This window comes from Actinomycetospora sp. CA-101289, from assembly GCF_050955895.1.
In the GTDB taxonomy this organism is placed as follows: Bacteria; Actinomycetota; Actinomycetes; order Mycobacteriales; family Pseudonocardiaceae; genus Actinomycetospora.
The window spans coordinates 132,658-154,717 of sequence record NZ_CP192093.1 but is presented as its reverse complement, the minus strand read 5'-3'; the positions used below and the strand labels follow the sequence as shown (position 1 = coordinate 154,717).

Annotated in this window: 28 protein-coding genes; 17 read left to right on the top strand and 11 right to left on the bottom strand. The window is 74.4% G+C overall.

The genetic code is table 11. The features are described 5' to 3' along the window. Positions 1–17: 17 nt before the first annotated feature. Positions 18–1,580, bottom strand: coding sequence for a glycosyltransferase family 39 protein (locus ACQPX6_RS00735; RefSeq protein WP_433784772.1), 1,563 nt, complete (start codon positions 1,578–1,580; stop codon positions 18–20). Between the two features lie 106 nt (positions 1,581–1,686). On the opposite strand from ACQPX6_RS00735, the gene ACQPX6_RS00730 reads away from it, so the two are divergent. The 3 genes from ACQPX6_RS00730 (at position 1,687) to ACQPX6_RS00720 (ending at position 3,621) form a co-directional block, all read left to right on the top strand. Then, positions 1,687–2,433 (top strand): BglII/BstYI family type II restriction endonuclease, encoded by a 747-nt coding sequence (locus tag ACQPX6_RS00730; RefSeq protein ID WP_433784770.1) that lies wholly within the window; start codon positions 1,687–1,689, stop codon positions 2,431–2,433. 86 nt (positions 2,434–2,519) lie between these two features. Continuing rightward, on the top strand, positions 2,520–3,233 hold the full coding sequence (locus tag ACQPX6_RS00725) for an MT-A70 family methyltransferase (protein ID WP_433784769.1): 714 nt from the start codon (positions 2,520–2,522) through the stop codon (positions 3,231–3,233). A 151-nt stretch (positions 3,234–3,384) separates the two neighbouring features. Then, complete coding sequence (locus ACQPX6_RS00720; RefSeq protein WP_433784767.1) at positions 3,385–3,621, top strand: helix-turn-helix domain-containing protein; 237 nt, start codon at positions 3,385–3,387, stop codon at positions 3,619–3,621. Positions 3,622–3,631: 10 nt separating this feature from the next. Here the strand turns inward: ACQPX6_RS00720 and ACQPX6_RS00715 are convergent, their stop codons facing one another. Continuing rightward, the gene (locus ACQPX6_RS00715; RefSeq protein ID WP_433784766.1) at positions 3,632–4,171 is read right to left on the bottom strand and encodes an ester cyclase; all 540 of its coding nucleotides are present in this window, start codon (positions 4,169–4,171) and stop codon (positions 3,632–3,634) included. An 83-nt stretch (positions 4,172–4,254) separates the two neighbouring features. Here ACQPX6_RS00715 and ACQPX6_RS00710 point away from each other — a divergent pair, with 83 nt between their 5' ends. Beyond that, the gene (locus ACQPX6_RS00710; RefSeq protein ID WP_433784764.1) at positions 4,255–4,887 is read left to right on the top strand and encodes a hypothetical protein; all 633 of its coding nucleotides are present in this window, start codon (positions 4,255–4,257) and stop codon (positions 4,885–4,887) included. A 54-nt stretch (positions 4,888–4,941) separates the two neighbouring features. On the opposite strand, the gene map is transcribed toward ACQPX6_RS00710, so the two are convergent. Both map and ACQPX6_RS00700 read right to left on the bottom strand, forming a co-directional pair. Continuing rightward, positions 4,942–5,727, bottom strand: a complete 786-nt coding sequence (gene map / locus ACQPX6_RS00705) for a type I methionyl aminopeptidase (RefSeq protein ID WP_433784762.1) — start codon at positions 5,725–5,727, stop codon at positions 4,942–4,944. A gap of 86 nt (positions 5,728–5,813) precedes the next feature. Continuing rightward, on the bottom strand, positions 5,814–7,289 hold the full coding sequence (locus ACQPX6_RS00700; protein WP_433784760.1) for a flavin-containing monooxygenase: 1,476 nt from the start codon (positions 7,287–7,289) through the stop codon (positions 5,814–5,816). Between the two features lie 47 nt (positions 7,290–7,336). Between ACQPX6_RS00700 and ACQPX6_RS00695 the strand changes: the two genes are divergently transcribed. From ACQPX6_RS00695 to ACQPX6_RS00675, 5 genes are all read left to right on the top strand, one after another. Further along, the gene (locus ACQPX6_RS00695; protein WP_433784759.1) at positions 7,337–8,170 is read left to right on the top strand and encodes a helix-turn-helix domain-containing protein; all 834 of its coding nucleotides are present in this window, start codon (positions 7,337–7,339) and stop codon (positions 8,168–8,170) included. Positions 8,171–8,181: 11 nt separating this feature from the next. Then, on the top strand, positions 8,182–8,568 hold the full coding sequence (locus tag ACQPX6_RS00690) for a VOC family protein (RefSeq protein WP_433784757.1): 387 nt from the start codon (positions 8,182–8,184) through the stop codon (positions 8,566–8,568). Continuing rightward, complete coding sequence (locus tag ACQPX6_RS00685; RefSeq protein ID WP_433784756.1) at positions 8,565–8,954, top strand: thiol-disulfide oxidoreductase DCC family protein; 390 nt, start codon at positions 8,565–8,567, stop codon at positions 8,952–8,954. Before ACQPX6_RS00690 ends, ACQPX6_RS00685 begins: the two co-directional genes overlap by 4 nt. 7 nt (positions 8,955–8,961) lie before the next feature. Beyond that, on the top strand, positions 8,962–9,555 hold the full coding sequence (locus tag ACQPX6_RS00680; protein ID WP_433784755.1) for a DinB family protein: 594 nt from the start codon (positions 8,962–8,964) through the stop codon (positions 9,553–9,555). Positions 9,556–9,634: 79 nt separating this feature from the next. Next, positions 9,635–10,045, top strand: a complete 411-nt coding sequence (locus ACQPX6_RS00675) for a VOC family protein (protein ID WP_433784754.1) — start codon at positions 9,635–9,637, stop codon at positions 10,043–10,045. A gap of 6 nt (positions 10,046–10,051) precedes the next feature. Here ACQPX6_RS00675 and ACQPX6_RS00670 read toward each other — a convergent pair whose 3' ends face one another. Together ACQPX6_RS00670 and ACQPX6_RS00665 are read right to left on the bottom strand one after the other, a co-directional pair. Beyond that, entirely contained in the window at positions 10,052–10,624 is a 573-nt protein-coding gene (locus ACQPX6_RS00670) for an amphi-Trp domain-containing protein (protein ID WP_433784753.1), read from the bottom strand. Between the two features lie 96 nt (positions 10,625–10,720). Continuing rightward, positions 10,721–11,557, bottom strand: a complete 837-nt coding sequence (locus ACQPX6_RS00665) for an alpha/beta fold hydrolase (RefSeq protein WP_433784751.1) — start codon at positions 11,555–11,557, stop codon at positions 10,721–10,723. Between the two features lie 37 nt (positions 11,558–11,594). Here ACQPX6_RS00665 and ACQPX6_RS00660 point away from each other — a divergent pair, with 37 nt between their 5' ends. Both ACQPX6_RS00660 and ACQPX6_RS00655 read left to right on the top strand, forming a co-directional pair. Further along, the gene (locus tag ACQPX6_RS00660) at positions 11,595–12,188 is read left to right on the top strand and encodes a TetR/AcrR family transcriptional regulator (RefSeq protein ID WP_433784749.1); all 594 of its coding nucleotides are present in this window, start codon (positions 11,595–11,597) and stop codon (positions 12,186–12,188) included. A gap of 67 nt (positions 12,189–12,255) precedes the next feature. After that, positions 12,256–13,248 carry an NAD(P)H-dependent flavin oxidoreductase gene (locus ACQPX6_RS00655; protein WP_433784747.1) on the top strand — a complete coding sequence of 331 codons (993 nt, stop codon included), beginning with the start codon at positions 12,256–12,258 and terminating at the stop codon, positions 13,246–13,248. A 25-nt stretch (positions 13,249–13,273) separates the two neighbouring features. On the opposite strand, the gene ACQPX6_RS00650 is transcribed toward ACQPX6_RS00655, so the two are convergent. Together ACQPX6_RS00650 and ACQPX6_RS00645 are read right to left on the bottom strand one after the other, a co-directional pair. Further along, positions 13,274–13,915, bottom strand: coding sequence for a winged helix-turn-helix transcriptional regulator (locus tag ACQPX6_RS00650; RefSeq protein WP_433784746.1), 642 nt, complete (start codon positions 13,913–13,915; stop codon positions 13,274–13,276). Positions 13,916–13,920: 5 nt separating this feature from the next. Next, a complete protein-coding gene (locus ACQPX6_RS00645) occupies positions 13,921–14,355 on the bottom strand; it encodes a VOC family protein (protein WP_433784744.1) in 435 nt (144 codons plus the stop codon). A gap of 119 nt (positions 14,356–14,474) precedes the next feature. On the opposite strand from ACQPX6_RS00645, the gene ACQPX6_RS00640 reads away from it, so the two are divergent. From ACQPX6_RS00640 to ACQPX6_RS00625, 4 genes are all read left to right on the top strand, one after another. Next, positions 14,475–15,539 (top strand): VIT1/CCC1 transporter family protein, encoded by a 1,065-nt coding sequence (locus ACQPX6_RS00640; protein WP_433784743.1) that lies wholly within the window; start codon positions 14,475–14,477, stop codon positions 15,537–15,539. A gap of 35 nt (positions 15,540–15,574) precedes the next feature. Then, positions 15,575–16,144, top strand: coding sequence for a TetR/AcrR family transcriptional regulator (locus tag ACQPX6_RS00635; RefSeq protein WP_433784741.1), 570 nt, complete (start codon positions 15,575–15,577; stop codon positions 16,142–16,144). A gap of 73 nt (positions 16,145–16,217) precedes the next feature. Then, a complete protein-coding gene (locus ACQPX6_RS00630; protein WP_433784740.1) occupies positions 16,218–16,628 on the top strand; it encodes a DUF4267 domain-containing protein in 411 nt (136 codons plus the stop codon). 96 nt (positions 16,629–16,724) lie between these two features. Then, positions 16,725–17,957: a pyridoxal-phosphate-dependent aminotransferase family protein gene (locus ACQPX6_RS00625; protein WP_433784739.1), complete on the top strand. Its 1,233-nt coding sequence runs from the start codon at positions 16,725–16,727 to the stop codon at positions 17,955–17,957. A gap of 24 nt (positions 17,958–17,981) precedes the next feature. Here ACQPX6_RS00625 and ACQPX6_RS00620 read toward each other — a convergent pair whose 3' ends face one another. Further along, positions 17,982–18,860 (bottom strand): DUF6764 family protein, encoded by an 879-nt coding sequence (locus tag ACQPX6_RS00620; RefSeq protein WP_433784737.1) that lies wholly within the window; start codon positions 18,858–18,860, stop codon positions 17,982–17,984. 307 nt (positions 18,861–19,167) lie between these two features. Between ACQPX6_RS00620 and ACQPX6_RS00615 the strand changes: the two genes are divergently transcribed. Together ACQPX6_RS00615 and ACQPX6_RS00610 are read left to right on the top strand one after the other, a co-directional pair. Beyond that, the gene (locus ACQPX6_RS00615; RefSeq protein WP_433784735.1) at positions 19,168–19,932 is read left to right on the top strand and encodes a GAF and ANTAR domain-containing protein; all 765 of its coding nucleotides are present in this window, start codon (positions 19,168–19,170) and stop codon (positions 19,930–19,932) included. Then, positions 19,932–20,672, top strand: coding sequence for a GAF and ANTAR domain-containing protein (locus ACQPX6_RS00610; protein ID WP_433784733.1), 741 nt, complete (start codon positions 19,932–19,934; stop codon positions 20,670–20,672). The genes ACQPX6_RS00615 and ACQPX6_RS00610 overlap by 1 nt, the downstream gene beginning before the upstream one ends. Positions 20,673–21,058: 386 nt before the next feature. Here the strand turns inward: ACQPX6_RS00610 and ACQPX6_RS00605 are convergent, their stop codons facing one another. Together ACQPX6_RS00605 and ACQPX6_RS00600 are read right to left on the bottom strand one after the other, a co-directional pair. Further along, positions 21,059–21,277, bottom strand: coding sequence for a hypothetical protein (locus tag ACQPX6_RS00605; protein WP_433784731.1), 219 nt, complete (start codon positions 21,275–21,277; stop codon positions 21,059–21,061). 46 nt (positions 21,278–21,323) lie between these two features. Further along, positions 21,324–22,049, bottom strand: a complete 726-nt coding sequence (locus ACQPX6_RS00600; protein WP_433784729.1) for a TetR/AcrR family transcriptional regulator — start codon at positions 22,047–22,049, stop codon at positions 21,324–21,326. Positions 22,050–22,060 lie beyond the last annotated feature (11 nt).

Here is a 22,060-nt window from a genome sequence, read left to right as displayed (position 1 = left end):
GACCATTCTGCGGCGCCTCAGTGCATGTCGACGATCGAGCCCCACAGCTGCGACCACGGCGCCCGGGGCGTGCAGAGCGTCAGCGGGACGTCGCCGTTGATCACGGCGTTCGCCGTGGGGTCGCGGTGCGGGGGCAGGGGCGTGAGCGTGCGGCAGAAGTCCGCGGCCCCGCGGACCGGGCCCACGAGGATCGCGGTGCGGGCCCCGTCCGGGGGCGGGCCGAAGAACCCGAACCCGCGGTGGCCGCTGTACACCGGCGGCAGGCCGGCGGCGGGGCCGTAGTACTCGAGCGCCGAGGCGTACCAGTACGACCAGGCGAGCACGGTCGTGTGCGCCTGCTCGTCGGGCGGCAGGGCCCGGTGCGCGGCCGCGGTGTCGGCGGTGAGGCTCTGCCAGCCGACCTGGCCCGCGGCGAGGAAGTCCCCGCGGTCGACCCGCCAGGACGCCGGCCCGACCGGCAGGGCGATCACCGCGACCACGAGCGCGGACGCGACGAACGCGGGCACCGACACCGTCCACGACCACCACCGCGCCGGCGCCCGGTCCTGCAGCGCGACGGCCCCGGCGGCGACGAGGACCGCGGCCATCCCCATGACGTAGTAGGGCCGGCCGCCGCCCGCGAGCGTCACCGCGACCACGGCGACGGTGGCGATCCCGATCGCCCGCCAGGGCCGCAGGGCGTCGACGCGCAGGAGCGCCCACAGCCCGAGCCCGCCGAGCACGACGCCGGGCAGGAGCCCGACGTCCCAGGCGGCGAAGGGCAGGAAGCACCATTGGTTGCCGGTGACGCCGCCTTCGGCCGCGACCACCGCGCCCATGCGCAGCTGCGGCCAGCCGTGCGCGGCCTGCCAGAGCAGCGTCGGCACCGTGGACGCCGCGGCCAGGACCAGCGCCATCCACAGCGACGGCCGGGCGAGCAGGCGGCGCGGGCCGGCCAGGAGCACGCCGACGGCGAGCCCCGCGACGAGCACGGGGACGAGGAACTTGCCGAACAGGGCCACCGCGAGCACCGGGGCGGCGGCGAGGAGGAGCACGTCGTGGCCTGCGGCACGCAGCGGAGCGGAGCTGCCGCGCCGGAGGCCGACGTCGATGCGGATCCAGCGCACGACCAGCCACAGCAGCAGGGTCCACAGGACCGGGTCGAGCGTCGAGGTCGCCAGCAGGTGCCCGGTGGCGAGGAAGAACGGCGAGATCGCGACGGCGGCGCCGGCGAGGAGCTGGGCGCGCCGGCGCCCACCCATCTCCACCGCGAGGAGCGCGGCGAGCACGACGTGCCCGGCGCTCGCCAGCGTCGCCGGCAGGCGCAGCACGACGAGGTTCCCCGGCGCCAGGTGGTCGAGCGCCGCCGCGAGCCACGGCACCAGGGGCGGCTGGTCGGCGTAGCCCCACGCGAGGTGGCGGCCTGCCGCGACGAAGTAGAGCTCGTCGCCGAACGCCCCGTACCAGGCCGACGCGATCCCGTGCACCAGCGCGAGCGCGCCGGCCAGCAGGAGCACGGGGCGCCAGGCCACCCGGGGCCGGGTCGCCGGCGTGGGGCCGGCGACCGGGGCGAGGGTCGGCAGCGGAGCCGTGGCGGTCACGAGGCGCACGTCTCGTCGTGACCCATCCGAGGGACCCTAGCGACACGCCTGCGCGGGCCCGGAGGCGGAGGTCGCCGACACGCGGGTGGTGCAAGGATGTGCGGCGATGGAGCTCACCGGCAGCTGGAACGCCGCCCTGCCGGCCGACGTCGCCGGGCGCTACGAGCTGCGCGAGACGCGCAACGCCGCGGCGGTCCTCGCGGCCACCAGCCCCGCCGAGTTCGCCGAGATCTGCGCCGTCCTCGCCGACTTCGTCCTCACCACCCCCGACCTCGTCGATCCCGGCGGCAACGAGTCGCGCCTCGCCGCGCGCCTCAACACCGCGTTCCGTTCCCGCGGCTGGCGCGAGGGGCGGGTCGACACCGTCGTCACCTCGCGGCTGCAGGTCCAGCCGTGGCACCCGGCCGGCGAGCACGGCGTCACGGTGCGCGAGAGCGAGGTGTTCAACGAGGGCTACAAGGTCGACAACGTCAAGGGCCGGGTGGCGCTCGACGTGGAGTGGAACGCGAAGGACGGCAACCTCGACCGCGACGTCGGCGCCTACCGCGCGCTCTACGACGCCGGGCTCATCGACGGCGCCGTCCTGCTCACCCGTACCCACGACGACCTGCGCGAACTGGCCCGCGAGCTCACCCGCGCGGCGGGGGGCAGCGACGACGAGGTGCGCAGCCGGCTCTCGACGTCGACCACCACCCACCTCGGCAAGCTCGAGTCGCGCATGACCCGCGGGGACGCGGGCGGCTGCCCGCTGCTCGCCGTGGCGATCTCGCGCCGCTGCTGGTCGCCGGCCGCGGGCGAGCGGGCGCGCCCGCCGGAGCCCGCGCCGCTGATGCTCACCGACGGGCTGACGTGACCGGCGCACCCGCCGAGGACCCGGGGCTGTCGGGGGCCGCCGCTAGCGTCCCGCCCGATGCGACCACCCCGAGCCCGAGGAGCACGATGACCGCGGCGGTGCAGGCCGGCCAGACCGACGACACCGACGGCACCGACGACGGCCCGGGGGTGCCCGCCCGCGCCCGGCGGGCCGCCCCGCTGCGCGCGGACGCGACGCCCGCCGGGAGCGTCGAGCTGCCGCGCACCGCGGGCGGGTGGTCGTGCGTCTACGCCGATCCGCCGTGGCGGTTCACCAACCGCACGGGCAAGGTCGCGCCCGAGCACCGGCGTCTCGACCGCTACGACACCATGTCCGCGCCCGAGATCGCCGCGCTGCCCGTCGCCGACGTCGTCTCGGCCAACGCGCACCTCTACCTCTGGGTGCCCAACGCCCTGCTGCCCGAGGGCCTCGCGGTGATGCAGGGCTGGGGCTTCCGCTACGTCAGCAACCTCGTGTGGGCCAAGCGGCGCAAGGACGGCGGCCCCGACGGGCGAGGCGTGGGGTTCTACTTCCGCAACGTCACCGAGCTGATCCTCTTCGGCGTCCGCGGGTCGATGCGCACGCTCGAGCCGGGCCGCCGGCAGGTCAACATGATCGAGACCCGCAAGCGCGAGCACTCCCGCAAGCCCGAGGAGGCCTACGACCTCATCGAGGCGTGCTCGCCGGGTCCGTACCTCGAGATGTTCGCCCGCTACGCCCGCCCCGGGTGGGCCAGCTGGGGTGCCGAGTCCGACGACGAGGTCGCCCCGCGGGGCCGTCAGTACCCCGCGTACAGGTAGTACAGGCCCCGGCCGTTTCGACGACGCACCGTGACGAGACTGGACCGTCGGACGGACCTTGATCTCGTTCGCAGTACGCCTCCGACCGCTTGACTCAGGAGTAATACGCGATAGTGGCGTCGCTCGGCCACGCGCTGTGATACTCCCCGGCATGGCGAAGACACCGGAGCTGGCGCGCAACCAGCGGGTGACGGGAGCGGAGCGCGCCAAGCTGGGCAGCGAACTGCTGAAGCGGTACCAGAAGGGCGCGAGCATCCGGGAGATCTGCTCCGAGACCGGCTACAGCATCGGCCGGGTCCGTCGCCTGCTGGTCGACGCGGGCGTGGAGTTCCGTGGTCGCGGCGGGACGCAGGGCCGCAGCCGCAAGGACGGCGCGGGCTCGTCCTAGCGGCGGGCCCTCAGCTCTTGCGGCGCTGCACCGCGTTGTAGGCCCACTTCAGGCCGACGTCGAGCCGCGAGCCGTCGGCGGGCATGAGGCCGATCTGGCGGGCGAACTGCATCTGGTCGAACACGACGAAGTTGCTGGCCACCTGGCCGTCGGTGACCGTGAAGTGGTCCATGCCGTCGAGGTCGATCGTCGCACCGGACGGGGCGATGCCCTCCCAGTCGCCGCCGGTGTGGTGCCCGGTCAGCCGCCAGTGCAGGAACACCTCGCCCTCGTCGTTCTCGGCCATGCCCTGGATGGTCAGGGTCAGGTCCGGCAGGGCGGTGAACACCTCCCGCCACCAGGCCACGAGGGCGTCGGGGCCCCGGACGGTGCGCGTGGGGAACCGCGCGTAGACCGACGGCCCGTAGACCTGGCGCAGGGCCTCGGCGTCGTGGCTGTTGACGACGTCGACGGTCCAGCGGATCAGCGCGCCCGGCGTCGCGTCGGCCGGGGGCGTCGGCCGGGGCGGGTCGGCGGCGGGACGTCGGGACGGGGACGGCGCGGCGCTCACACCGAGGGAGCGTAGACCGCGGGCCGGTGGGGCACTCGTGCGCTCGTGATCCACCAGTTCTCCCCCCGGGGTGTCGACCCCCGATGAGCACCTCCCAGCTCGCCGCCCAGTGGGTGTCGGCGGTGGGCAGCGCCGGCTCGCTGCTCGGCTTCGCCGCCTACGTCTGGATCATGCTGCTTAACCGCAAGGACCAGGTGGAGGTCCGGCAGGAGCAGCAGGCCCAGGGCGTCACCGCGTGGCTCGACGAGGGCCACCGCCACGACCGCGACGAGGACTACGTCCTCTGCGTCCACAACGGCGGCGACTCGCCCGTCTTCCAGGTCCGCTGCCTGTTCAGCCTGCCCTCGAGCGACGAGCAGCACAGCATCTCCATGGCCCTCCTGCCCCCGGCCAGCGACGAGATCCGGTCGCTGCCGTTCGGCTCCGGCGACGTCAGCCGCGAGGAGCTCTACTCGGCGCCGGCCGTGCCGGAGATGCGGTTCACCGACTCGCACGGCACCCATTGGGGCCGCGACAGCAACGGCCAGCTCCACCGCCTCGACCGCCGCGGGGTGCGCCGCAAGCCCCGCTCGGATGGCGGCGAGGACGGCGCCCGCGACGACTCCGAGTGGGAGCAGGCACACCGCGAGCGCGCCGACGCGCCGCGCGAGGGGGCGTCGCAGGGCGACTCGCCGCAGGACGACGAGCGCGCGGCCAGGTGCGCTCCGCGCACGTGAGCACTTCTTGGTGCTCCAGCACCAGGAGGTGCTCACGAGCGCGCAGCGCACCTCTCACGCGAGGGTGAGCACCCGCGGGCCGTCGTCGGTGATGGCGACGGTGTGCTCGACGTGCGCGGCGCGGCTGCCGTCGGCGGTGCGCAGGGTCCAGCCGTCGGCGTCGTGGCGGTAGTCGTCGTCCCCGCCGGCGTGCAGCATCGGCTCGATCGCGATGACCAGGCCCGCGCGCAGCTTCATCCCGCGCCCGGCCCGGCCCTCGTTGGGGACGTGCGGGGCCTCGTGCATCGCGCGCCCGATGCCGTGCCCGCCGTGGTCGGCGAGCATGCCGTAGCCCGCCTCGCGGGCGACGGCGCCGATCGCGGCCCCGAGGTCACCGAGCCGGTTGCCGGGCACGGCGGCGGCGATGCCGGCCTCGAGCGCGCGCTCGGTGGTGGCGATCAGCGCGACGTCGGCGGGATCGGGGTCGTCGCCGACCACGAGGCTGATCGCGGCGTCGCCGCACCACCCGTCGAGGAAGGCGCCGCAGTCGATGCTCAGCAGGTCGCCCGCCGCGAGCCGGTGCGCCCCGGGGATGGCGTGGACGACCGCGTCGTTGACGCTCGCGCAGATGACGCCCGGGAACGGGCTGGGCGCGAAGTGCGGGTGGTAGTCGAGGAACGCGGGCACGGCGCCGGCCTCGCGCATGACGTCGTGGGCGACGTCGTCGAGCTCCTTCAGCGACACCCCGGGCGCCGCGGCCGCGCGCACGGCGTCGAGGCAGCGCGCGACGACCCGGCCGGCCTCGCGCATCGCGTCGATCTCACCGGCGGACTTCAGCTCGATCTCGGAGCGCCGCAGCATCCCCCGACCCTAGACACCGGCCGGATCCGGGCTCGTAATCACAGCCGTGTCATTCGTCCCCAGTGTGGACAACCCCTGTGGAGAAGTCACCGACGAGCGGGGTGGAACTCGTAGTCCGTGGGCTCGAGGCGCGACACCGCGCGCACGTACTCCTCCATGTAGCGCGGCCAGTTGGCGACGATCCGGCCCGACGCGTCGCGGTACCAGGAGTCGCACCGCGTCCACGCCGTCCCCTCAAACTGCGCCTGGACGCGCCGGTCGAAGGCCTCCTCGACGTCGCGGCGGACCTCCAGCGCGGCCGCCCGGCGGCGCGCGGTCTCCTCCAGCGCCTGGCGCACGTAGGCCACCTGCGCCTCGAGGAAGACGATGATCGAGCCGCCCGAGGTGTTGGTGTTGGGGCCGTAGAGCACGAACAGCGAGGGGAAGCCGGGCACGGTGATGCCGTAGTGCGCGTGCGCCCCCGCGCCCCACTCCTCCTGCAGCGTCCGGCCGCCCCGCCCGACGATGTCCATGGGGAACATGAACTCGGTGGTGCGGAACCCGGTGCCCCAGATGAGCACGTCGGCCGGGTGGTGGCGCCCGTCGCCGGTGCGCACGCCGTCGGGGACGACCTCGGTGACCCGCTCGGTGACCAGCTCGACGTTGTCCCGCCCGAGCGCCGGCAGGTAGTGCGAGCTGAACAGGATCCGCTTGCACCCGAACGTGTAGTCCGGCCAGGCCTTGCGCCGGACCTCGGGGTCGGGGAGCTGGCGGCGCATGAAGAGCGTCGAGTAGACGCGGCCGAGCCGCCCGACGGTCCGCGGGTGCCTGATCATGATCGTCAGGAACTCGAGGTAGCCCTTGAGGAAGAACCGGCGACCGCGCAGCACCGCGGGGAACCGCCGGAAGAACGCCTGCAGCCAGCGCGGGTACGAGCGGTTCTTGCGCGGGAAGAACCAGTTGCCGCTGCGCTGGAAGACGGTCATGTGTCCGACCTGGGGCGCGATCGCCGGCACGAACTGCACGGCGCTGGCGCCCGTGCCGACCACCGCGACGCGCTTGCCCCGCAGGTCGGCCTCGTGGTCCCAGCGCGCCGAGTGCATGGTCGGGCCGGCGAAGGTGTCGGCGCCCGGCACCTCGGGGATCGCCGGGGAGTTCAGCTGGCCCGTCGCGAGGACGACGGCGTCGGCCTCCCAGGTGCGCCCGTCCTCGCTCTCGACCGTCCAGGTCATCGTCGCCTCGTCCAGGCGGCACGCGCTGACGCGCACGTCCGGCACGAAGCACTCCTCGACGCCGAACTCGCGGGCGACGCCCTGCAGGTACTCGAGGATCTCGCTCTGCGGCGAGCACAGCCGCGACCAGTCGCTGCGCTGCGCGAACGAGAACGAGTAGAGGTGGCTCGGGACGTCGCACGCCGCGCCGGGATAGCTGTTGTAGTACCAGGTGCCGCCGATCTCGGGGGCGCTGTCGAGGATCACGACGTCGGTGATCCCGTGGTCGCGCAGCTCGACGGCGGCGGCGATCCCGCCGAACCCCGCGCCCACCACGACCACCCGCTGACCTGCTGCGCTGCGTCCGTCCACGGCAGCGGACGGTAGCTGGTCGCGGCCGCTTTTGGCAGGCTGCCAACGTGACGTACACGGCGGCTCACCCACCCGCGGTCCTCCGCGGCGTGGTGACGGGCCTGGCCGGCTACACCGAGCACGCCACGAGGCCCCTCGTGCGCCGCGAGAGCCCGACGGGCGGCGTCACGCTGATCCTCGCCTGGGGCGGCCCGCTGCAGGTCGAGGGCGTCGGACGCCCTGCGCGCCACGGTGCGTTCCTCGCCGGCCTCGACGACGCGTGGGCCACGACGACGTTCACCGGCGACCAGGCGGGCGTCCAGGTCGACCTCACCCCACTGGGGGCCGCGCGCCTGCTCGCGCGCGACGGCGTCGAGGTCGCGCACCTCGTCACGGACCTCGACCTGCTCGACGTGCCGGCGCTGGCCGCGCTGCCCGAGCGCCTCGCCGCGACGCCCACGTGGGAGGCGCGCTTCGCCCTGGTCACCACGACGTTGACCGACCTGCTCGCGCGCTCGGCGTTCCGTCCCGCCCCCGAGGTCGCGCACGCCTGGCGGCGCCTGGCCGCGGCCCGCGGGCGGGTGCCGGTGGGCGAGCTCGCGGCCGAGACGGGCTGGAGCCGGCGGCACCTGCTCGCCCGCTTCCACCGGCAGGTGGGCCTGGCGCCGACGGTCGCCGGGCGCGTGCTGCGCTTCCGGCACGCGAGCGCCCTGCTCGTGCCCGGCGCCGGCCCGGACAGGCTGCCGGCCGACGTGCGCATCGCCGACGTGGCCGCGGCGTGCGGCTACGCCGACCACTCCCACCTGGTGCGCGAGTTCCGCGACCTCACCGGCTGGACCCCGGGCGAGTACCTCCGCGCGTGGTTCCCCGACGTCCAAGACGGCGCCGCCGCGGGCTCCTAGCGTCACCGGCCATGAGCGTCCACCCCACCCTCCGCTACGCCGACCCCGACGCCGCCATCGCCCTGCTCCGCGACGCGTTCGGCTTCACCGTGGCCTCGGCCCACCGCGACGACGACGGCACCGTGGTGCACGCCGAGCTGGTGCACGGCAGCGGCGCCGTGCTGATCGGGCCCCGCCGCGACGGCGACGCGTTCGCGACCGGCCGGGCCGTCGTCTACTGCGTCGTCGACGACCCCGACGCCCACCACGCCCGGGCGGTCGCCGCCGGCGCGACCGTGGTCCAGGAGCTCGTCGACCAGCCCTACGGCGCCCGCGAGTGGGCCGCGGTCGACGGCGAGGACAACGTCTGGAGCTTCGGCACCCACCGTCCCGGTGCCGCTGGCACCCTGGAGGCATGAGCAGCGCCGACGGATACGCGGGCCGGCTCGTCTTCGACGGCGAGTGCGGGTTCTGCACGCGCTGCGTCGACTGGCTGCGCCGCCTCGACCCGCAGGGGAAGATCGACGTGCAGCCCTTCCAGGCCGAGGGCGTGCCGGCGTCGATCGGCGCCACGGTCGAGGAGTGCCAGGGCGCGGTGCAGTTCCTGGGTCCCGACGGCGTGCGCCGCAGCGGCGCCGACGCGGTCAACGCCGTGCTCGCGGTGCTCACCGGCACCGCGCTGCCGTCCACGCTCTACCGCGCCAGCTCCGGTCTGCAGGAGCGCGCGTACCGCTGGGTCGCCGACCACCGCAGCCGCTTCCCCGGCACCACCCCGCACTGCCAGCGGGCGCCGCAGGGCTGCTGACGCGGGCGTGGACGAGGCGATCGCGAAGGCGCACCTGCACCGCGCGCTGCAGCAGGGGCGCGAGGCCCTGCTCTGGAAGCTCGAGGGTCTCGACGAGTACGACGCCCGGCGGCCGATGACGCCCACCGCGACCAACCTGCTCGGGCTGGTCAAGCACCAGACCTTCGTCGAGATCGGCTACTTCGCCGACACCTTCGGCCCGTCGCTGCCCGGCGGGCCGCGGTGGGAGGACCTCGGCGACGACCCCGACGCCGACCTCTGGGTGACCGCCGACGAGTCCCGCGACCAGGTCGTCGCGACCCACCGCCGCGTCGCGGCCCACACCGACGAGATCATCGCGACGCTGCCCCTCGACGCGCCGGGCACCGTCGAGCACTGGCCCGAGGAGCGCCGCCACGTCACCCTGCACGGGATCCTCGTGCACGTCGTCGCCGAGATCCACCGCCACGCCGGGCACGCCGACATCGTCCGGGAGCACATCGACGGCGTGGCCGGGCTGCGCTCCGACAACGACAACCTCGCCCACGGCGACGCGGCGGCGTGGTCGGCGCACCACGCGGACGTCGAGCAGGCGGCACGGGAGGCGGCGCGACGCCCGTGAGGCGGTTCCCCGCCGCGGCGGACGGCGCTACCTTGGCGCGCCCGTCGGGGCCCTGAACCATCGATTCCCGGAGCGTGCCGTGGGCATCAGACTCAACCCGTACCTGAACTTCGAGGGCGAGGCCGCCGACGCCATCGCCTTCTACGCCGACGTGCTCGGCGGCACCACCTCGGTCATGACCTTCGGCCAGATGGGCATGGAGGGCCCGGACGCGCAGAAGGTCATGCACGGGCAGATCGAGACCGACAGCGGCATCACGCTCATGGTCTCGGACATGCCGCCCGGCATGTCGCGCCAGCACGGCAACGACATGACGGTCTCGCTCTCCGGCGACGACGAGGCGACCCTGCGCGGCTGGTGGGAGAAGCTCTCGGCGGGCGGGAAGGTGGAGACCCCACTGGAGAAGCAGATGTGGGGCGACACCTTCGGCGCCTGCACCGACCGCTTCGGCGTCAGCTGGCTGGTCAACATCGCCGGGGGCGGCGGCTGACCGCCCTCAGGCGTCGGTCCCTTCGGTCGCCGGCGTCCGCGCCGCCGGGCCCTTCGCCCCGGCCTTGGCCCCGCCCCGCCCGGCGTTCCGCGTCGGGGTCCGCGCCGGGCCCTTCGCCGCCGTCCGTGCGCCCGACCCGGACCCGGACGAGGACGACGACGACGACGAGGCGGCGGGCGTGGCCGGCTGGGTGATCGCGCCGGTCGTGCCGCCCGCCGGCGGGGTCGCACCGGACGCGGTGTCGCCGGACGAGGTGCTCGCGCCGGACGAGGTGCTCTCCTCGTCCTCGTCCTGCTCGCCGTCCTCCTCGTCGTCCTCGTCCTCGTCCTCGGTCTTGGCGGCGGACCCGGACTTCTTCGTCGACCACGACAGCTCGAGCTCCAGCTCGATCTCGTCCCCGTCGATCTCGACGTCGATCTCGACCTCGATCTCGTCGGAGAGCGGCAGCGTGAGGACGGGCCCCGACAGCGACAGCTCGGCCGAGCCACCCTCGCGGATGGCGTCGGCGAGGTCGGCCAGCCAGTCGGCCACCTCCTCGCGCGACAGCGTCACCTCGTGCTCGACCTTGATCTCCGCCATCTCGGCTCCCTCTCCGGGCGCCGCCTCGGTGGGGCGCCGTGTCCGGGCCCAGCCTCCGGGATCTCCGTCCCCGGCGACATCCCCCGGGCGTCCGGATCAGGGACGGGTCGTGGCCAGGAAGTCGAGGACCTCGCGGGTCACGCGCGCCGGGTCGTCCTCCATGAGGAAGTGGCCCGCGCCGGGCACGACGACGAGCTCGGCGCCGGGGATGTCGGCGGCGAGCCGCTCCGCGTAGCTCGTGGGCTGCCACCGGTCCTGCTCGCCCCACAGGATGCGCACCGGCACCCCGATCTCCCCGAGCTTGCCGGTCAGCTCCTCGGTGTACCGGGAGTCGTAGTGCCCCACCTGGTGGGTGAAGAACGACGCCCGCCCCAGGGCCCCGCGGTGCGGGGCGAGGTAGGCGGCGAGCTCGTCGCCCTGCATGCGCGCCGGGTCGGCGACGGTCATCTCCAGCTGGCGGGTGAGCATCTCCTCGAAGTCCTCCGCCGACATCGCCGCAAAGCTCTCGAGCCGCGTCCGGATGATCTCCCGCCAGGTCTCCGACGGCCACGAGTCGTAGCTGACGGTGTCGATGAGCATCAGCCGGCGGGCCCGCTCGGGGTGCAGGACGGCGATCCGCTGGCCGATCGCCCCGCCGATGTCGTGGGTGATCAGGCTGGGGCGCTCGATCCCCAGCGCGTCGAGCAGCCCGACGAGCAGGTCGGTCTGCGCGCCGACCGACGTGTCGCGGTCGAGCGGGCGTTCCGAGGCGCCGTAGCCGAGCAGGTCGTAGGTGACGACGCGGTGCCCGGCGGCCTCGACCGCGGGCACGACGTCGCGCCACTCGTAGGAGTACGAGGGCGTCCCGTGCACGAAGACGACGGGGTCGCCCTCCCCACGGTCGCGGTACGCCAGCCGCACACCGTCGACGAGGACGTGCTGGTCGAGCTCCACGGTGTTCCTCCTCAGTAGGTAGACTAGTCTACCCACTATGGACGAGGAACCGACCGGGCGCCGCGGACGGGGCACGGCGCGCGCCAAGCTGATGGCGGCCGCCGCAGCGCGCTTCTACGCCGGCGGCGTGGCGGCGACCGGCATCGACGTGATCACCGCCGACGCCGGCGTCGCGAAGATGAGCCTGTACAACAACTTCTCCTCGAAGGCCGACCTCGTGGCGGCCTACCTCGACCGGCGCCAGGAGGAGTTCCGCGCGCTCCACCGCCGGCGCCTCGAGGGGCTGCCCGCCGACGCGGGGCCGGGCGCGCGGGCGCTGGCGGTGTTCGACGCCTACGTCGAGCACGCCGAGGCGGTCGAGGAGTTCCGCGGCTGCGGGCTGCTCAACGTGGCCGGCGAACTGCCCACCGGCGACCCGGGCCGCGAGGTGGTGGCGCGGGACAAGGCCGAGGTCGAGCAGATGCTCCGCGACGCCCTGGCCCCCCTCGACGCGGCCGACGCGCTGGCCGAGCACCTGTCCCTGCTGCTCGAGGGCGCCATGGTGCGCGCCGGGCTGGAGGGCGACACCGCCCGCCTGGGCCGGGCCCGGCGGCTCGCGGCCGACCTGCTCGAGGGCGCCGCGGGACGTTGACCCCGGTCCGGGCCGGGCGCACAGTCGCGGTGAGGCTTCCCTCGCGCGACCACAGGCTGGAGCACCGATGCTCACGACGGACCTCTGCCGGACCCTGGGAGTCGAGCTCCCGATCTGGAACGCCGGGATGGGCGGAGGGCTCGCGGGCCCGGCCCTGGCCGCGGCGGTGTCGAACGCGGGCGGCCTCGGCGTCCTCGGGATGGGTGGCCTGCCCGAGCCGGTGGTGCGCGAGCAGGTCCGCGAGACGCGGATGCTCACCGACCGGCCCTTCGGCGTCAACCTGATCATGCCCCTGCTCGAGGACGACACGCCGATCGACTGCTGCCTGGAGGAGCGGGTACCGGTACTCGTCCTGTTCTGGGGCGACCCGGGCCCCTACGTCGAGCGCGCCCACGCCGTCGGGACGCGCCTCGTGTCCCAGGTGGGGTCGGTCGCGGAGGCGGAGGCCGCGGCACGGGCCGGGGTGGACGCGGTCGTGATCCAGGGTGTCGAGGCGGGCGGGCACGTCCGCGGTGTCGAGTCGCTGTCGGTCGTCCTGCCGGCCACCGTCGACGCCGTGGCGCCGCTCCCGGTCGTGGCCTCGGGCGGGATCGCCGACGGCCGCGGGCTCGCCGCCGCCCTGACCCTCGGCGCGCAGGCGGTGTCGCTCGGGACGCGGTTCCTGTGCAGCGACGAGTCGCGCGCGGCGTACAAGGACCGGGTCGTCGCGGCCACCGCCGCCGACACCTACTACACGACGCTCTTCGACGTGGGCTGGCCGGACGCGACGCACCGCGTGCTGCGGAACCGGGTCGTCGACGAGTGGGTGGCCGCCGGGTCACCCGCGAGCGGCCAGCGCGAGGGCGAGGGCGAGGTCACGGGGAAGATGCCGGTCGGCGGCCAGACGATCGAGCTCCCGCGCTACAGCATCTTCATGCCCATGGACGGCTTCGAGGGCGACCTCGACGCCTCGGTGCTCTACGCCGGCGAGTCCTGCTCCCTGGTCAACGACGTGCGCCCGGCCGCCGACATCGTCGCCACCCTCACCGCCGAGGCCGGGGCCCTCCGCACCGCCGGCTGACCGGTCCCGCGTGGCGGCGCGGGGGTCACGCCGCCACGTGGAACGTGTCCGCGAACCGGCCGAGGAGGTCGCGGGGGCCCCGCACCACCTCGACCACACCGGTGGCGATCGCGCGCTCCGGGGCGAGCTCGCCGGACAGGAGCCGGTGGATGCCCAGGCCGGTGGCGAAGGCGAGGTCGACGGGACCGTCGTCGCGCGTCACGTCGAGGGCGGGGCCGTCGACCCGGATGCGCAGCTCGGCGGCACCGAGGCGCGCCCCGTAGGCGGTGGCCGGCAGGCGGGCCGCCACCTCCGGGCGGAAGGCGCTGCGCAGGTCCATCGTCATCGACTCGGGCGTGATGACCTGCTCCCCGCGCGGATCCCCCATCGCCTTGAAGCCCCAGGCGCCGAGCGCGAGCACCACCGGCTCGAGCTCCCGTCCGTAGGGCGTCAGCTCGTAGACGATGATGCGCGAGCGCGGCGCCCGGCGCAGGACGCCCGCCGCCTGGAGCTCCTTGAGCCGCGCCGCCAGGATGTTGCTCGGGATGCGCGGCAGCCCCGCGGCGAGCTCGCCGTACCGGCGCGGGCCGACGAGCAGGTCGCGGACGATGAGCAGGGCCCAGCGCTCCCCCACCAGCTCCATCGCCCGCGTGATGCCGGAGAACTGCCCGTAGTCGCGGGGGGCCACCGCCCTCAGCCCTGCTGCGTCGCGAACGCCTCGGGCCCCTGCTCGGCGGCGACCGGGTCCATCCAGCCGAAGTCGACGACGTTGCCGTCGGGGTCGGTGAGCGGCCGCTGGTACATGAAGCCGTAGTCCGACGGCGGCCCGGGCTCGCCGCCGCCCGCCGCGACGCCGGCGGCCGCTGCGGCGTCCACGGCCTCCCGGCTGTCGAGGAAGATCGTGATCGCCGCGGAGGGGTTCACCGCCGGGTCACCGATCGGCAGTGACGTCATGGTCTGGAAGAACTCGCGCGTGTGGATCATGAAGTAGTTGTGCCCGTCCTCGACGACGACGCAGGCCGCGTTGTGGTCGGTGAAGAGCGGGTTGATGCGGAAGCCGACCGCTTCGTAGAAGGCCTTCGCGCGGTCCAGGTCGGTGACCGGCAGGTTGACGAACATCTGGGGCATGGGGTCTCCCTCTCGTGGGTCCGTGGTTCCGGACGGCGCTCACACTTGCTAAAAACAAGTATGAAGTCAAGCACGAGCGCGGGCGGAGTGCGCCGGCCACCGTCGGGCATCCTCGGCGCATGCCCGACCTGGACGCGACCACGCGCCGGCGCCGCAAGCGGCTCGCGGACGAGTGCGCCGAGGCGCGGGTCTACCGCGACCTCGCGTCGCGGCGGTCCTCCGAGGACGAGCGCGAGATCCTGCTGGGCCTCGCTGAGGCCGAGGAGCGCCACGCCGCGCACTGGCAGGCCCTCCTCGGCGACGAGGCGGGCCCGGCAGCACGCGGCGACGTGCGCCTGCGCCTGCTCGCGCTGCTCGCCCGGCACTTCGGCTCCGTCTTCGTGCTCGCCCTCGCCCAGCGCGCGGAGGGCCGTGCCTCGCAGGACGCGGCGGCCGACGTCGACACCACCCCGGCGATGGTCGCCGACGAGCGCGTGCACGCCGAGGTGGTGCGCGGGCTGGCCGCCCGCGGCCGCGAGCAGGCGTCGGGCACCTTCCGCGCCGCGGTCTTCGGCGCCAACGACGGGCTGGTCAGCAACCTGGCGCTGGTGCTCGGCGTGAGCGGCGGCGGCGTCGGGGCGAGCACCGTGCTGCTGACCGGCCTCGCCGGGCTGCTCTCCGGCGCGCTGTCGATGGGCGCCGGGGAGTACATCTCCGTGCGGTCCCAGCGGGAGCTCCTGGCCGCGTCGGCGCCCGACCCCGCGTCGCGCCGGGTCGTCCCCGACCTCGACATCGAGGCCAACGAGCTGGCGCTGGTCTACCGGGCGCGCGGGATGAGCACCGAGGACGCGCAGCACCAGGCCGAGGCCGTGCTCCTCGGCGCCGACGCACGACCCGAGCCCGTCCCCGACACGCGGCACGAGGTCGTCGGGACCGGGGTCGGCGCCGCCGTGTCGAGCTTCGCCTTCTTCGCCTCCGGCGCGGCGATCCCCGTCCTGCCGTTCCTCGTCGGCCTCGAGGGACCGCCCGCGCTCGTCGCCGCGATGGTCCTCGTCGGCCTCGGTCTCCTGCTGACGGGCGCGACGGTCGGGGTGCTCTCCGGCGGGCCGCCGCTGCGGCGGGGGCTGCGCCAGCTCGCGATCGGTGCCGGCGCGGCGACGCTCACCTATCTCCTCGGCACCCTCGTGGGCGGGATCGTCGGTTGACGTCCGCCAGTTCCTAGCGTTGCTAGGTTCACGTCATGTCGGCCATCAGCGAGCGGCGGGAACGCGAGCGCGCCCAGCGTCACCAGCTGATCGTCACGGCCGCGCGCGACCTCGCGGAGGCCGAGGGGTGGGAGGCGGTGACGACACGGCGGCTGGCCGAACGCGTCGAGTACAGCCAGCCGGTGCTGTACAGCCACTTCGCCGGCAAGGACGCCATCGTCAGTGCGGTCGCCCTCGACGGCATGGGCGAGCTCGCCGACCACCTGCGCCGCGCGCGGGAGGCCGCCGGCCCGGGACAGGTCCTGCGCGCCGTCTGCCGCGCCTACCTGGACTTCGCCGCCGAGCGACCCGCCCTCTACCAGGCCATGTTCGTGCTGCCCACCGACCTGGAGTTCGGCAGCGCGGAGACGCCCGCCCCGCTGCGGGAGGCGTTCGGCGAGTTCGTCGACTGCTTCCCCCCGGACGACGAGCGCCGCGAACTGCTCGCCGAGGTCGTGTGGAGCGCCCTGCACGGCATGGCGGTCCTGTCGGACAGCCGCCGCATCCCCGCCGCCGGCCAGGAGGACCGCCTCGACCTCCTCGTCGGCCGTATCGCCGTTTCCTAGCAGCGCTAGATGTCAGGTCGACGCTAGTGCTAGCGTCAGCCGTGTTGCTGTCAGCGCTAGGAAGAGGTGCTCGATGACCACGCAGGAGAAGATCGCGACCGGTGTCGCCTGGCTGACCGGTCTCGGGATCGCCGCGATCGGCACCCGGTTCCTGCTCCAGCCCGAGGCGTCGGCGGCCGGCTACGGCGCCGCAGCGCCCACGAGCGGGGACCCCTACCTCGCGGTCAAGGGCGTGCGCGACATCGGCAGCGGCCTGATCCTGCTGTCCCTGCTCTCGACCGGGCAGCACCGCGCGGTGGGCGCGACCCTGCTGGCCGCGTCCGTGATCCCGGCCGGCGACGCCGCGATCGTGCTCGCCCACGGCGGCCCCGCGGCCACCGCCTACGGCGTCCACGGCGGCACCGCCGCGGCCATGGTCGCCGCCGCCGCGGTCATCCTCCGGCGGACCCGCCCGGCCGCGTTCGCGCGGGCCGCTCTGACCTGACCCGCGTCCCCCGGCGTCTCCCCGTGACAGGGGAGTCGGGACGGGGCGCCGCGACCTAGCGTCGACGGGCACCACCGCCCGTCGAGAGGAACGGCCGTGAAGATCGGTACGACGCACCTGTTCGTCCCCGGTCCCACCACCGTGCCCGAGGTGGTCCGGCGGGCGATGAACGTCCCGATGGAGGACCACCGGGCGCCCGACCTGCCGGACTTCGTCCTCGATCTGCTCGCCGACCTCCAGCGCGTCTTCCGGCTGCCGGAGGGTCGCGTCCTCCTCTTTCCCGGCTCCGGGACCGGGGCGTGGGAAGCGGCGATCAGCAACTGCCTCTCCCGCGGCGACCGGGTGCTGATGTCGCGCTACGGCCACTTCTCCCACCTGTGGGTGGACATGGCGCGGCGGCTCGGGCTCGACGTCGTCTGCCACGACGTCGCGTGGGGCGAGGGCGTCCCGGTCGAGGCGTACGAGCGGGAGCTGCGGGTCGACCCCTCGATCAGGGCCGTGTTCGTCACCCACAACGAGACCGCGACCGGCGTGACCTCCGACGTCCGGGCGGTGCGGCGGGCGATGGACGCCGCCGGCTCCGACGCCCTGCTGTTCGTCGACGGGGTCTCGTCGATCGCCTCGCTCGACTTCCGGCAGGAGGACTGGGGCGTGGACGTCGCGGTCGCCGGGAGCCAGAAGGGGTTCATGCTCCCGGCCGGCCTCGCCATGCTCGGCGTGAGCGAGAAGGCGCTCGAGGCCGCGGAGCGCACGACGACGGAACGGTGCTACTTCGCGTTCCGCGACATGCTCGCCGCGAACGACGTCGGCTACTTCCCCTACACCCCGCCGCTGCCCCTCCTCCACGGTCTGCGGGCGTCGGTCGACCGCCTCCTCGACGAGGGGATGGACGACGTCGTCGCGCGCCACCACCGGTTGGCGGAGGGCGTCCGGCACGGGGTCAAGGCGTGGGGCCTGGACCTGTGCGCGATGTCCCCGCGCTGGTACTCGGACACGGTCACCGCCGTGCGGCTGCCGCACGGCGTCGACGGGGCCGAGGTGTGCCGGATCGCCTACCACCGCTACCGGACGTCGTTCGGCGGCGGACTCGGGCAGGTCGCCGGACGGGTGTTCCGCATCGGGCACCTCGGTGACGTCAACGAGGTCTCCTGCCTGACCGCGCTCGCCGCGGCGGAGATGGCCCTGCTCGACGCGGGCGTCGACCTGGTGGCCGGCGCGGGCGTCGCGGCCGCCCAGGCGTACTACCGGCAGGCGCTCGCCGACGAGGAGGTCGGGCGCGGCCCGACGTCGTCCGCGGCACCGCGGGCGCGGCTCGCCGCGGCGCGCTGACGGCGGAGACGGGGCCCGGCCGGGTCAGTGCCGGTGGTGGCCACTCCGGTGGTGCCTGCCGTGCTCGTGGTGGTGCGACGGCTCGTGTGGCTGGTGCACACCGTCGACGGGGCCGAGGCACGCGGCGCCGCTCGGGAGGTCCAGGCCGGCCGCGAGCCCCGTGCACTGCGCCCGGCCCGGTGCGACGTCGGCGCTCGAGAACGGTCCGGCGAGCGCGAACGCGCGTCCTTGATCGGTGGCGGCGGCGCGGGCGCTGGAGCCGGGTCCGATCGCGCGGGCGAAGGCGAAGCCGCGGTCGTCGGCCGCCGCGCCGCTGGTGGCCCCGGCGCCGAACGCGGCGGCGTCGGCCGTGCTGTGGTCCGCGGCCGCCGCGCTCGACCGGGCGCCCTCGCCCTGGGCCCGAGCGGTGGCCCGGGAGGAGTCCACTGCCGTGGCGGCCGCCTGCGCGCCGTCGCCGGTGGTGGTCGCCCCGGCCTCCGAGCCACGCACGGCGCCCGCGACCGAGGAGGCCCGGAAGCCGTCCGCTCGTGCGGTGGCGTCGCTGTCCGTCGCCGCGCCCGCGATGGTGGTGGCGGTGTCGCCGTGGGTCGCGGTGGCCGTCGAGGTGCCGGACCCCGACACCTCCGTCCCGCCGAAGGTGACCGTGTAGTCGTCGGACGAGGCATCGGGGTCGAACAGCGACTGGCCCGCGCCACTGTCGTCGGCGAACCCGGACGCTGTCGCCGTCCCCGAGGTCGCGTCGGACCGCGCCTGGTCGCTCGGTGCGCAGGCGGCCGTGTCGTCCCCGGCGGTGCAGGTCTCGGCGAGGGCCGCGCCCGGCAGCGTGGCACCTGCCGTCACGGCGAGGGCGACGGCGCCGAGCACGGCGCGGAGGTGCCGTCCGGTGGAGTGGGACAGCGACATGGGGGACCTCCGGGAGCGGCGGGTTCCCCCGCGAGCAGGCATCTCTCGCTCCCCGCAACGAAGGAGGCTCCGGCCGGGTGACGCACCGGGCGTCAGGACCGCCGTTCCGGGCGGTGAGGCCCGGCGTCGACGCGTGACGGAATCGAGGGTGCTCGGGCCCCACCCGGAGGGGTGTCGACTGCCGGCCGCCGGAGCTCGGGCCGGGGGTAGGGTCAGGCCCCCGGCGTGGTCCGCCCCATCAGGTGCGTCAGGCGGCTGAGCGCGGCTCGCCAGGCGCGGCCGACCCGACCAGTGAGTGGTGTCAGACATGACGACCGGACGTGGGCGACCCGATTTCGAGCAGGGACTCGCCGCGGCCCTGGCTGCGGGCGGGGCTCGGGCGGCCCAGCTCATCTGCGAGCTGTGTGTGGAGTCCCTGCCCGTGACCGGGGCGGCGATCACGGCGATGGTCAGCCCGGATCGACAGAACACGATGTGGGCCACCGACGAGGTGGCGGCGCGGATCGACGAACTGCAGTTCCGCTTGGCCGAGGGGCCGTGCGTGGAGGCGTTCACCTCCGCGGCTCCGGTGGTGGTGCCCGACATCCGCGAGGGTGTCCACGAGAAGTGGCCGGTGTTCGCCGCCACTGCCGTGCGGGAGACGGTGGCGCGGGGCATGTATGTCCTGCCGTTGCTCGGCGGGCCGATCAGCATCGGGGTGCTCGACTTCTACCGCGACCGGCCTCTAGCGTTCGGTCCGGACGACGTGGCTCGCGCACTACGAGCATCGGGCGCCGCGTTCTGGGCCGTGCTGGACATGCGTCCGCGGGGGACGCTGGGCCCGAGCGGAGCCCCCGACGACGCGGAGCCCGTGGGTGGCGTCGACGTGGACGTCGCGGGCTGGCTGGCCGATGTGCCGTTGGAGCGCCCGGAGGTCTACCAGGCGACCGGCATGGTCATCGCCCAGCTCGGGCTCACTCCGGACGACGCGCTCGCCACCCTGCGCGCGCACGCGTTCGTCCACGACCGGCCCATCGATGCGGTGGCCCGCGACGTCGTGGCCCGCACGCTGCGGTTCGCCGAGGAGAAGTGATGGCCACGGCCGGGGAGAACCGGGAGACGGCGCTGCTCGCGGCGTTGATCCACGTGGCGGACACGCTCGTGGCCGACTTCGACTTGCTCGACCTGCTGCACCGGTTGACCACCGACTGCGTCGCGCTGTTCCCCGCCGACGCCGCCGGACTCCTCGTCTCCGACCACCAGGGCACCTTGCGCCTCGTCGCGTCCTCCAGCGAGGCGGCCCGGCTCGTCGAGCTCTTCCAGCTCCAGTCCGACGAGGGCCCCTGCCTGGACTGCTACCGCAGCGGCCAGCCGGTGAACGCTCCCGATCTGAGCGTGGGAGACAGGTGGACACGGTTCACCGCCCGTGCCGCCCAGGAGGGGTTCCGATCGGTGCACGCGGTGCCGATGCGCCTGCGCGGTCAGACCATCGGCGCGTTGAACCTCTTCGGCGCCGCCTCGGCCGCGCTGCCGCCGGCTGACCTGCGGGCGGTCCAGGCCCTCGCCGATGCCGCCACCATCACCATCCTGCAAGAACGCGACCTCCACGGCGAACAAGCCGTCACCACGAAGCTCCAGGCCGCCCTGAACCGTCGGGCGATCATCGAACAGGCCAAGGGCGTCCTCGCCGAGGTCGGGAACCTCGACATGGGCGAGGCGTTCATCCGTCTGCGCGACCACGCACACGCGACCGACCAGCCCCTCACCGACCTCGCCCGCCGACTCGTCACTCGCGAGGCAGGGATCGAGGTCCTCGACCAGACCGGCCGCTGAAGGCGCTGGGGCGGACAACCCGCGGGGTTCTGTGATGGAGGTGAGCCCGTCCCGAGAGGCGGGGGGTGTACAGCCGCGCGGTCGGGCGTGATGCTCGAGCAGTGAGCACGCGAACGAGCAACATCGAGTTCTGTCCGAAACCGGACGCTCGAGGCTATTGGACGACCCCTGACGGACGCTGGAAAGCCAAGAACCATCGGGCGAAGGGACAACCGCGCTCGGTCACGCTCACCGACACCACACGACGAGCGATCTTCGCCGACACAGGCGCATCCTGGACGCGGGTCGGCACCTGGGACGCGGTCCGCGACATGATCGCCGCTCATGGCTGAGCCCGAGGCTCTCGTCCCGTGTCGACGGATGGCACGAACACACGAGCGGACGTTCTAGTCGGATTCCGCGGCAGCGACGACCTCGTCCAGGTCGATGTACGCGATCCGCTCGCCCCGGGCCCGCGCGGCCACCGCGATCCCGAGGAACAGGTACCCGACCCGCTCCGCCACGTCGGCCGACATCACCCGGCTGCGGACCGCGTGGCCCTGCTCGTCGGCGAGCGTGATCGCGACCAGACCGCTGTCGGCGTCGCTCGATGTCGAGACCTGCATGACCGCCCCCGTCCGCGCGGGCGAACCGGCCGCGCGCCGACCCAGGCTATGTCCCCGCGTCCCGGCCCGCCGGGGATCGCCACTGCCGTCCGTCCGTGCGGGGTCGTTCGAGACCGTCGAGGAGGCGGTGCAGGCCCCAGAGGTACTGCTCGGTGCTGTTGTAGGCGGCGATGAGGTCGGTCTGGGCCGCGGTGCGGGGGTACTGCTCGGCCGGGATGTCCAGTGCGGCTCGTCGGGACGCGGTGCGGGCGTCGTCGTCGAGCGGGTCAGCACCCGGCTCGAGCTCGGCCACGTCGAACGCGACCGTGCCCAGGACGTAGGTCATGAGCAGGTAGGACGCACGTGCCGCCTCGTCGCCGTCGAGGCCGGCCTCGGCGAGGACACCGAGGAGCGCCTCCCCGGCCGCGAGCGCGTGCGGTCCGTCCAGCGGCGAGCTCAGCAGGAGCGGCGCGGAGCCCGGGTGCGCGAGCAGCGTCGCCCGGACGTCGAGCGCGTAGAGCGCGAGCCGGTCGCGCCAGGTCCGGGCGGGGTCGGCGAGGAGCCGGTGGTCGACCTGTCCGAGGAGCGTGTCGGTGACCGCGTGGAGCAGGGCGGTCTTGGTGCGGAAGTAGGTGTAGAGCGCGTTGGGGGCCACCCCGACGGCCGCGGCGACCGCGCGCAACGACAGCGCGGAGGCGCCGCCCTGGTCGAGCAGACCCAGCGCCGCGGCGACGATGTCGCCCTCGGCCAGGGATCGCCGCGGTCCCACCCGCCCTGTAGCGCTCTGGGCCATTCATCCCGTCC

Excerpts from the sequence above, each read along its gene's own strand:
- map (WP_433784762.1), bottom strand. The coding sequence starts at position 5,727 with ATGCTGCGGCGCTCCGAGATCGAGCTGAAGTCCGCCGGTGAGATCGAC.
- ACQPX6_RS00730 (WP_433784770.1), top strand. The coding sequence starts at position 1,687 with ATGGAGCTCACCGGCAGCTGGAACGCCGCCCTGCCGGCCGACGTCGCC.
- ACQPX6_RS00720 (WP_433784767.1), top strand. The coding sequence starts at position 3,385 with ATGGCGAAGACACCGGAGCTGGCGCGCAACCAGCGGGTGACGGGAGCG.
- ACQPX6_RS00615 (WP_433784735.1), top strand. The coding sequence starts at position 19,168 with ATGACGACCGGACGTGGGCGACCCGATTTCGAGCAGGGACTCGCCGCG.
- ACQPX6_RS00710 (WP_433784764.1), top strand. The coding sequence starts at position 4,255 with ATGAGCACCTCCCAGCTCGCCGCCCAGTGGGTGTCGGCGGTGGGCAGC.
- ACQPX6_RS00655 (WP_433784747.1), top strand. The coding sequence starts at position 12,256 with ATGCTCACGACGGACCTCTGCCGGACCCTGGGAGTCGAGCTCCCGATC.
- ACQPX6_RS00635 (WP_433784741.1), top strand. The coding sequence starts at position 15,575 with ATGTCGGCCATCAGCGAGCGGCGGGAACGCGAGCGCGCCCAGCGTCAC.
- ACQPX6_RS00690 (WP_433784757.1), top strand. The coding sequence starts at position 8,182 with ATGAGCGTCCACCCCACCCTCCGCTACGCCGACCCCGACGCCGCCATC.
- ACQPX6_RS00670 (WP_433784753.1), bottom strand. The coding sequence starts at position 10,624 with ATGGCGGAGATCAAGGTCGAGCACGAGGTGACGCTGTCGCGCGAGGAG.
- ACQPX6_RS00610 (WP_433784733.1), top strand. The coding sequence starts at position 19,932 with ATGGCCACGGCCGGGGAGAACCGGGAGACGGCGCTGCTCGCGGCGTTG.
- ACQPX6_RS00725 (WP_433784769.1), top strand. The coding sequence starts at position 2,520 with ATGACCGCGGCGGTGCAGGCCGGCCAGACCGACGACACCGACGGCACC.
- ACQPX6_RS00600 (WP_433784729.1), bottom strand. The coding sequence starts at position 22,049 with ATGGCCCAGAGCGCTACAGGGCGGGTGGGACCGCGGCGATCCCTGGCC.
- ACQPX6_RS00660 (WP_433784749.1), top strand. The coding sequence starts at position 11,595 with ATGGACGAGGAACCGACCGGGCGCCGCGGACGGGGCACGGCGCGCGCC.
- ACQPX6_RS00640 (WP_433784743.1), top strand. The coding sequence starts at position 14,475 with ATGCCCGACCTGGACGCGACCACGCGCCGGCGCCGCAAGCGGCTCGCG.
- ACQPX6_RS00605 (WP_433784731.1), bottom strand. The coding sequence starts at position 21,277 with ATGCAGGTCTCGACATCGAGCGACGCCGACAGCGGTCTGGTCGCGATC.
- ACQPX6_RS00620 (WP_433784737.1), bottom strand. The coding sequence starts at position 18,860 with ATGTCGCTGTCCCACTCCACCGGACGGCACCTCCGCGCCGTGCTCGGC.
- ACQPX6_RS00645 (WP_433784744.1), bottom strand. The coding sequence starts at position 14,355 with ATGCCCCAGATGTTCGTCAACCTGCCGGTCACCGACCTGGACCGCGCG.
- ACQPX6_RS00685 (WP_433784756.1), top strand. The coding sequence starts at position 8,565 with ATGAGCAGCGCCGACGGATACGCGGGCCGGCTCGTCTTCGACGGCGAG.
- ACQPX6_RS00630 (WP_433784740.1), top strand. The coding sequence starts at position 16,218 with ATGACCACGCAGGAGAAGATCGCGACCGGTGTCGCCTGGCTGACCGGT.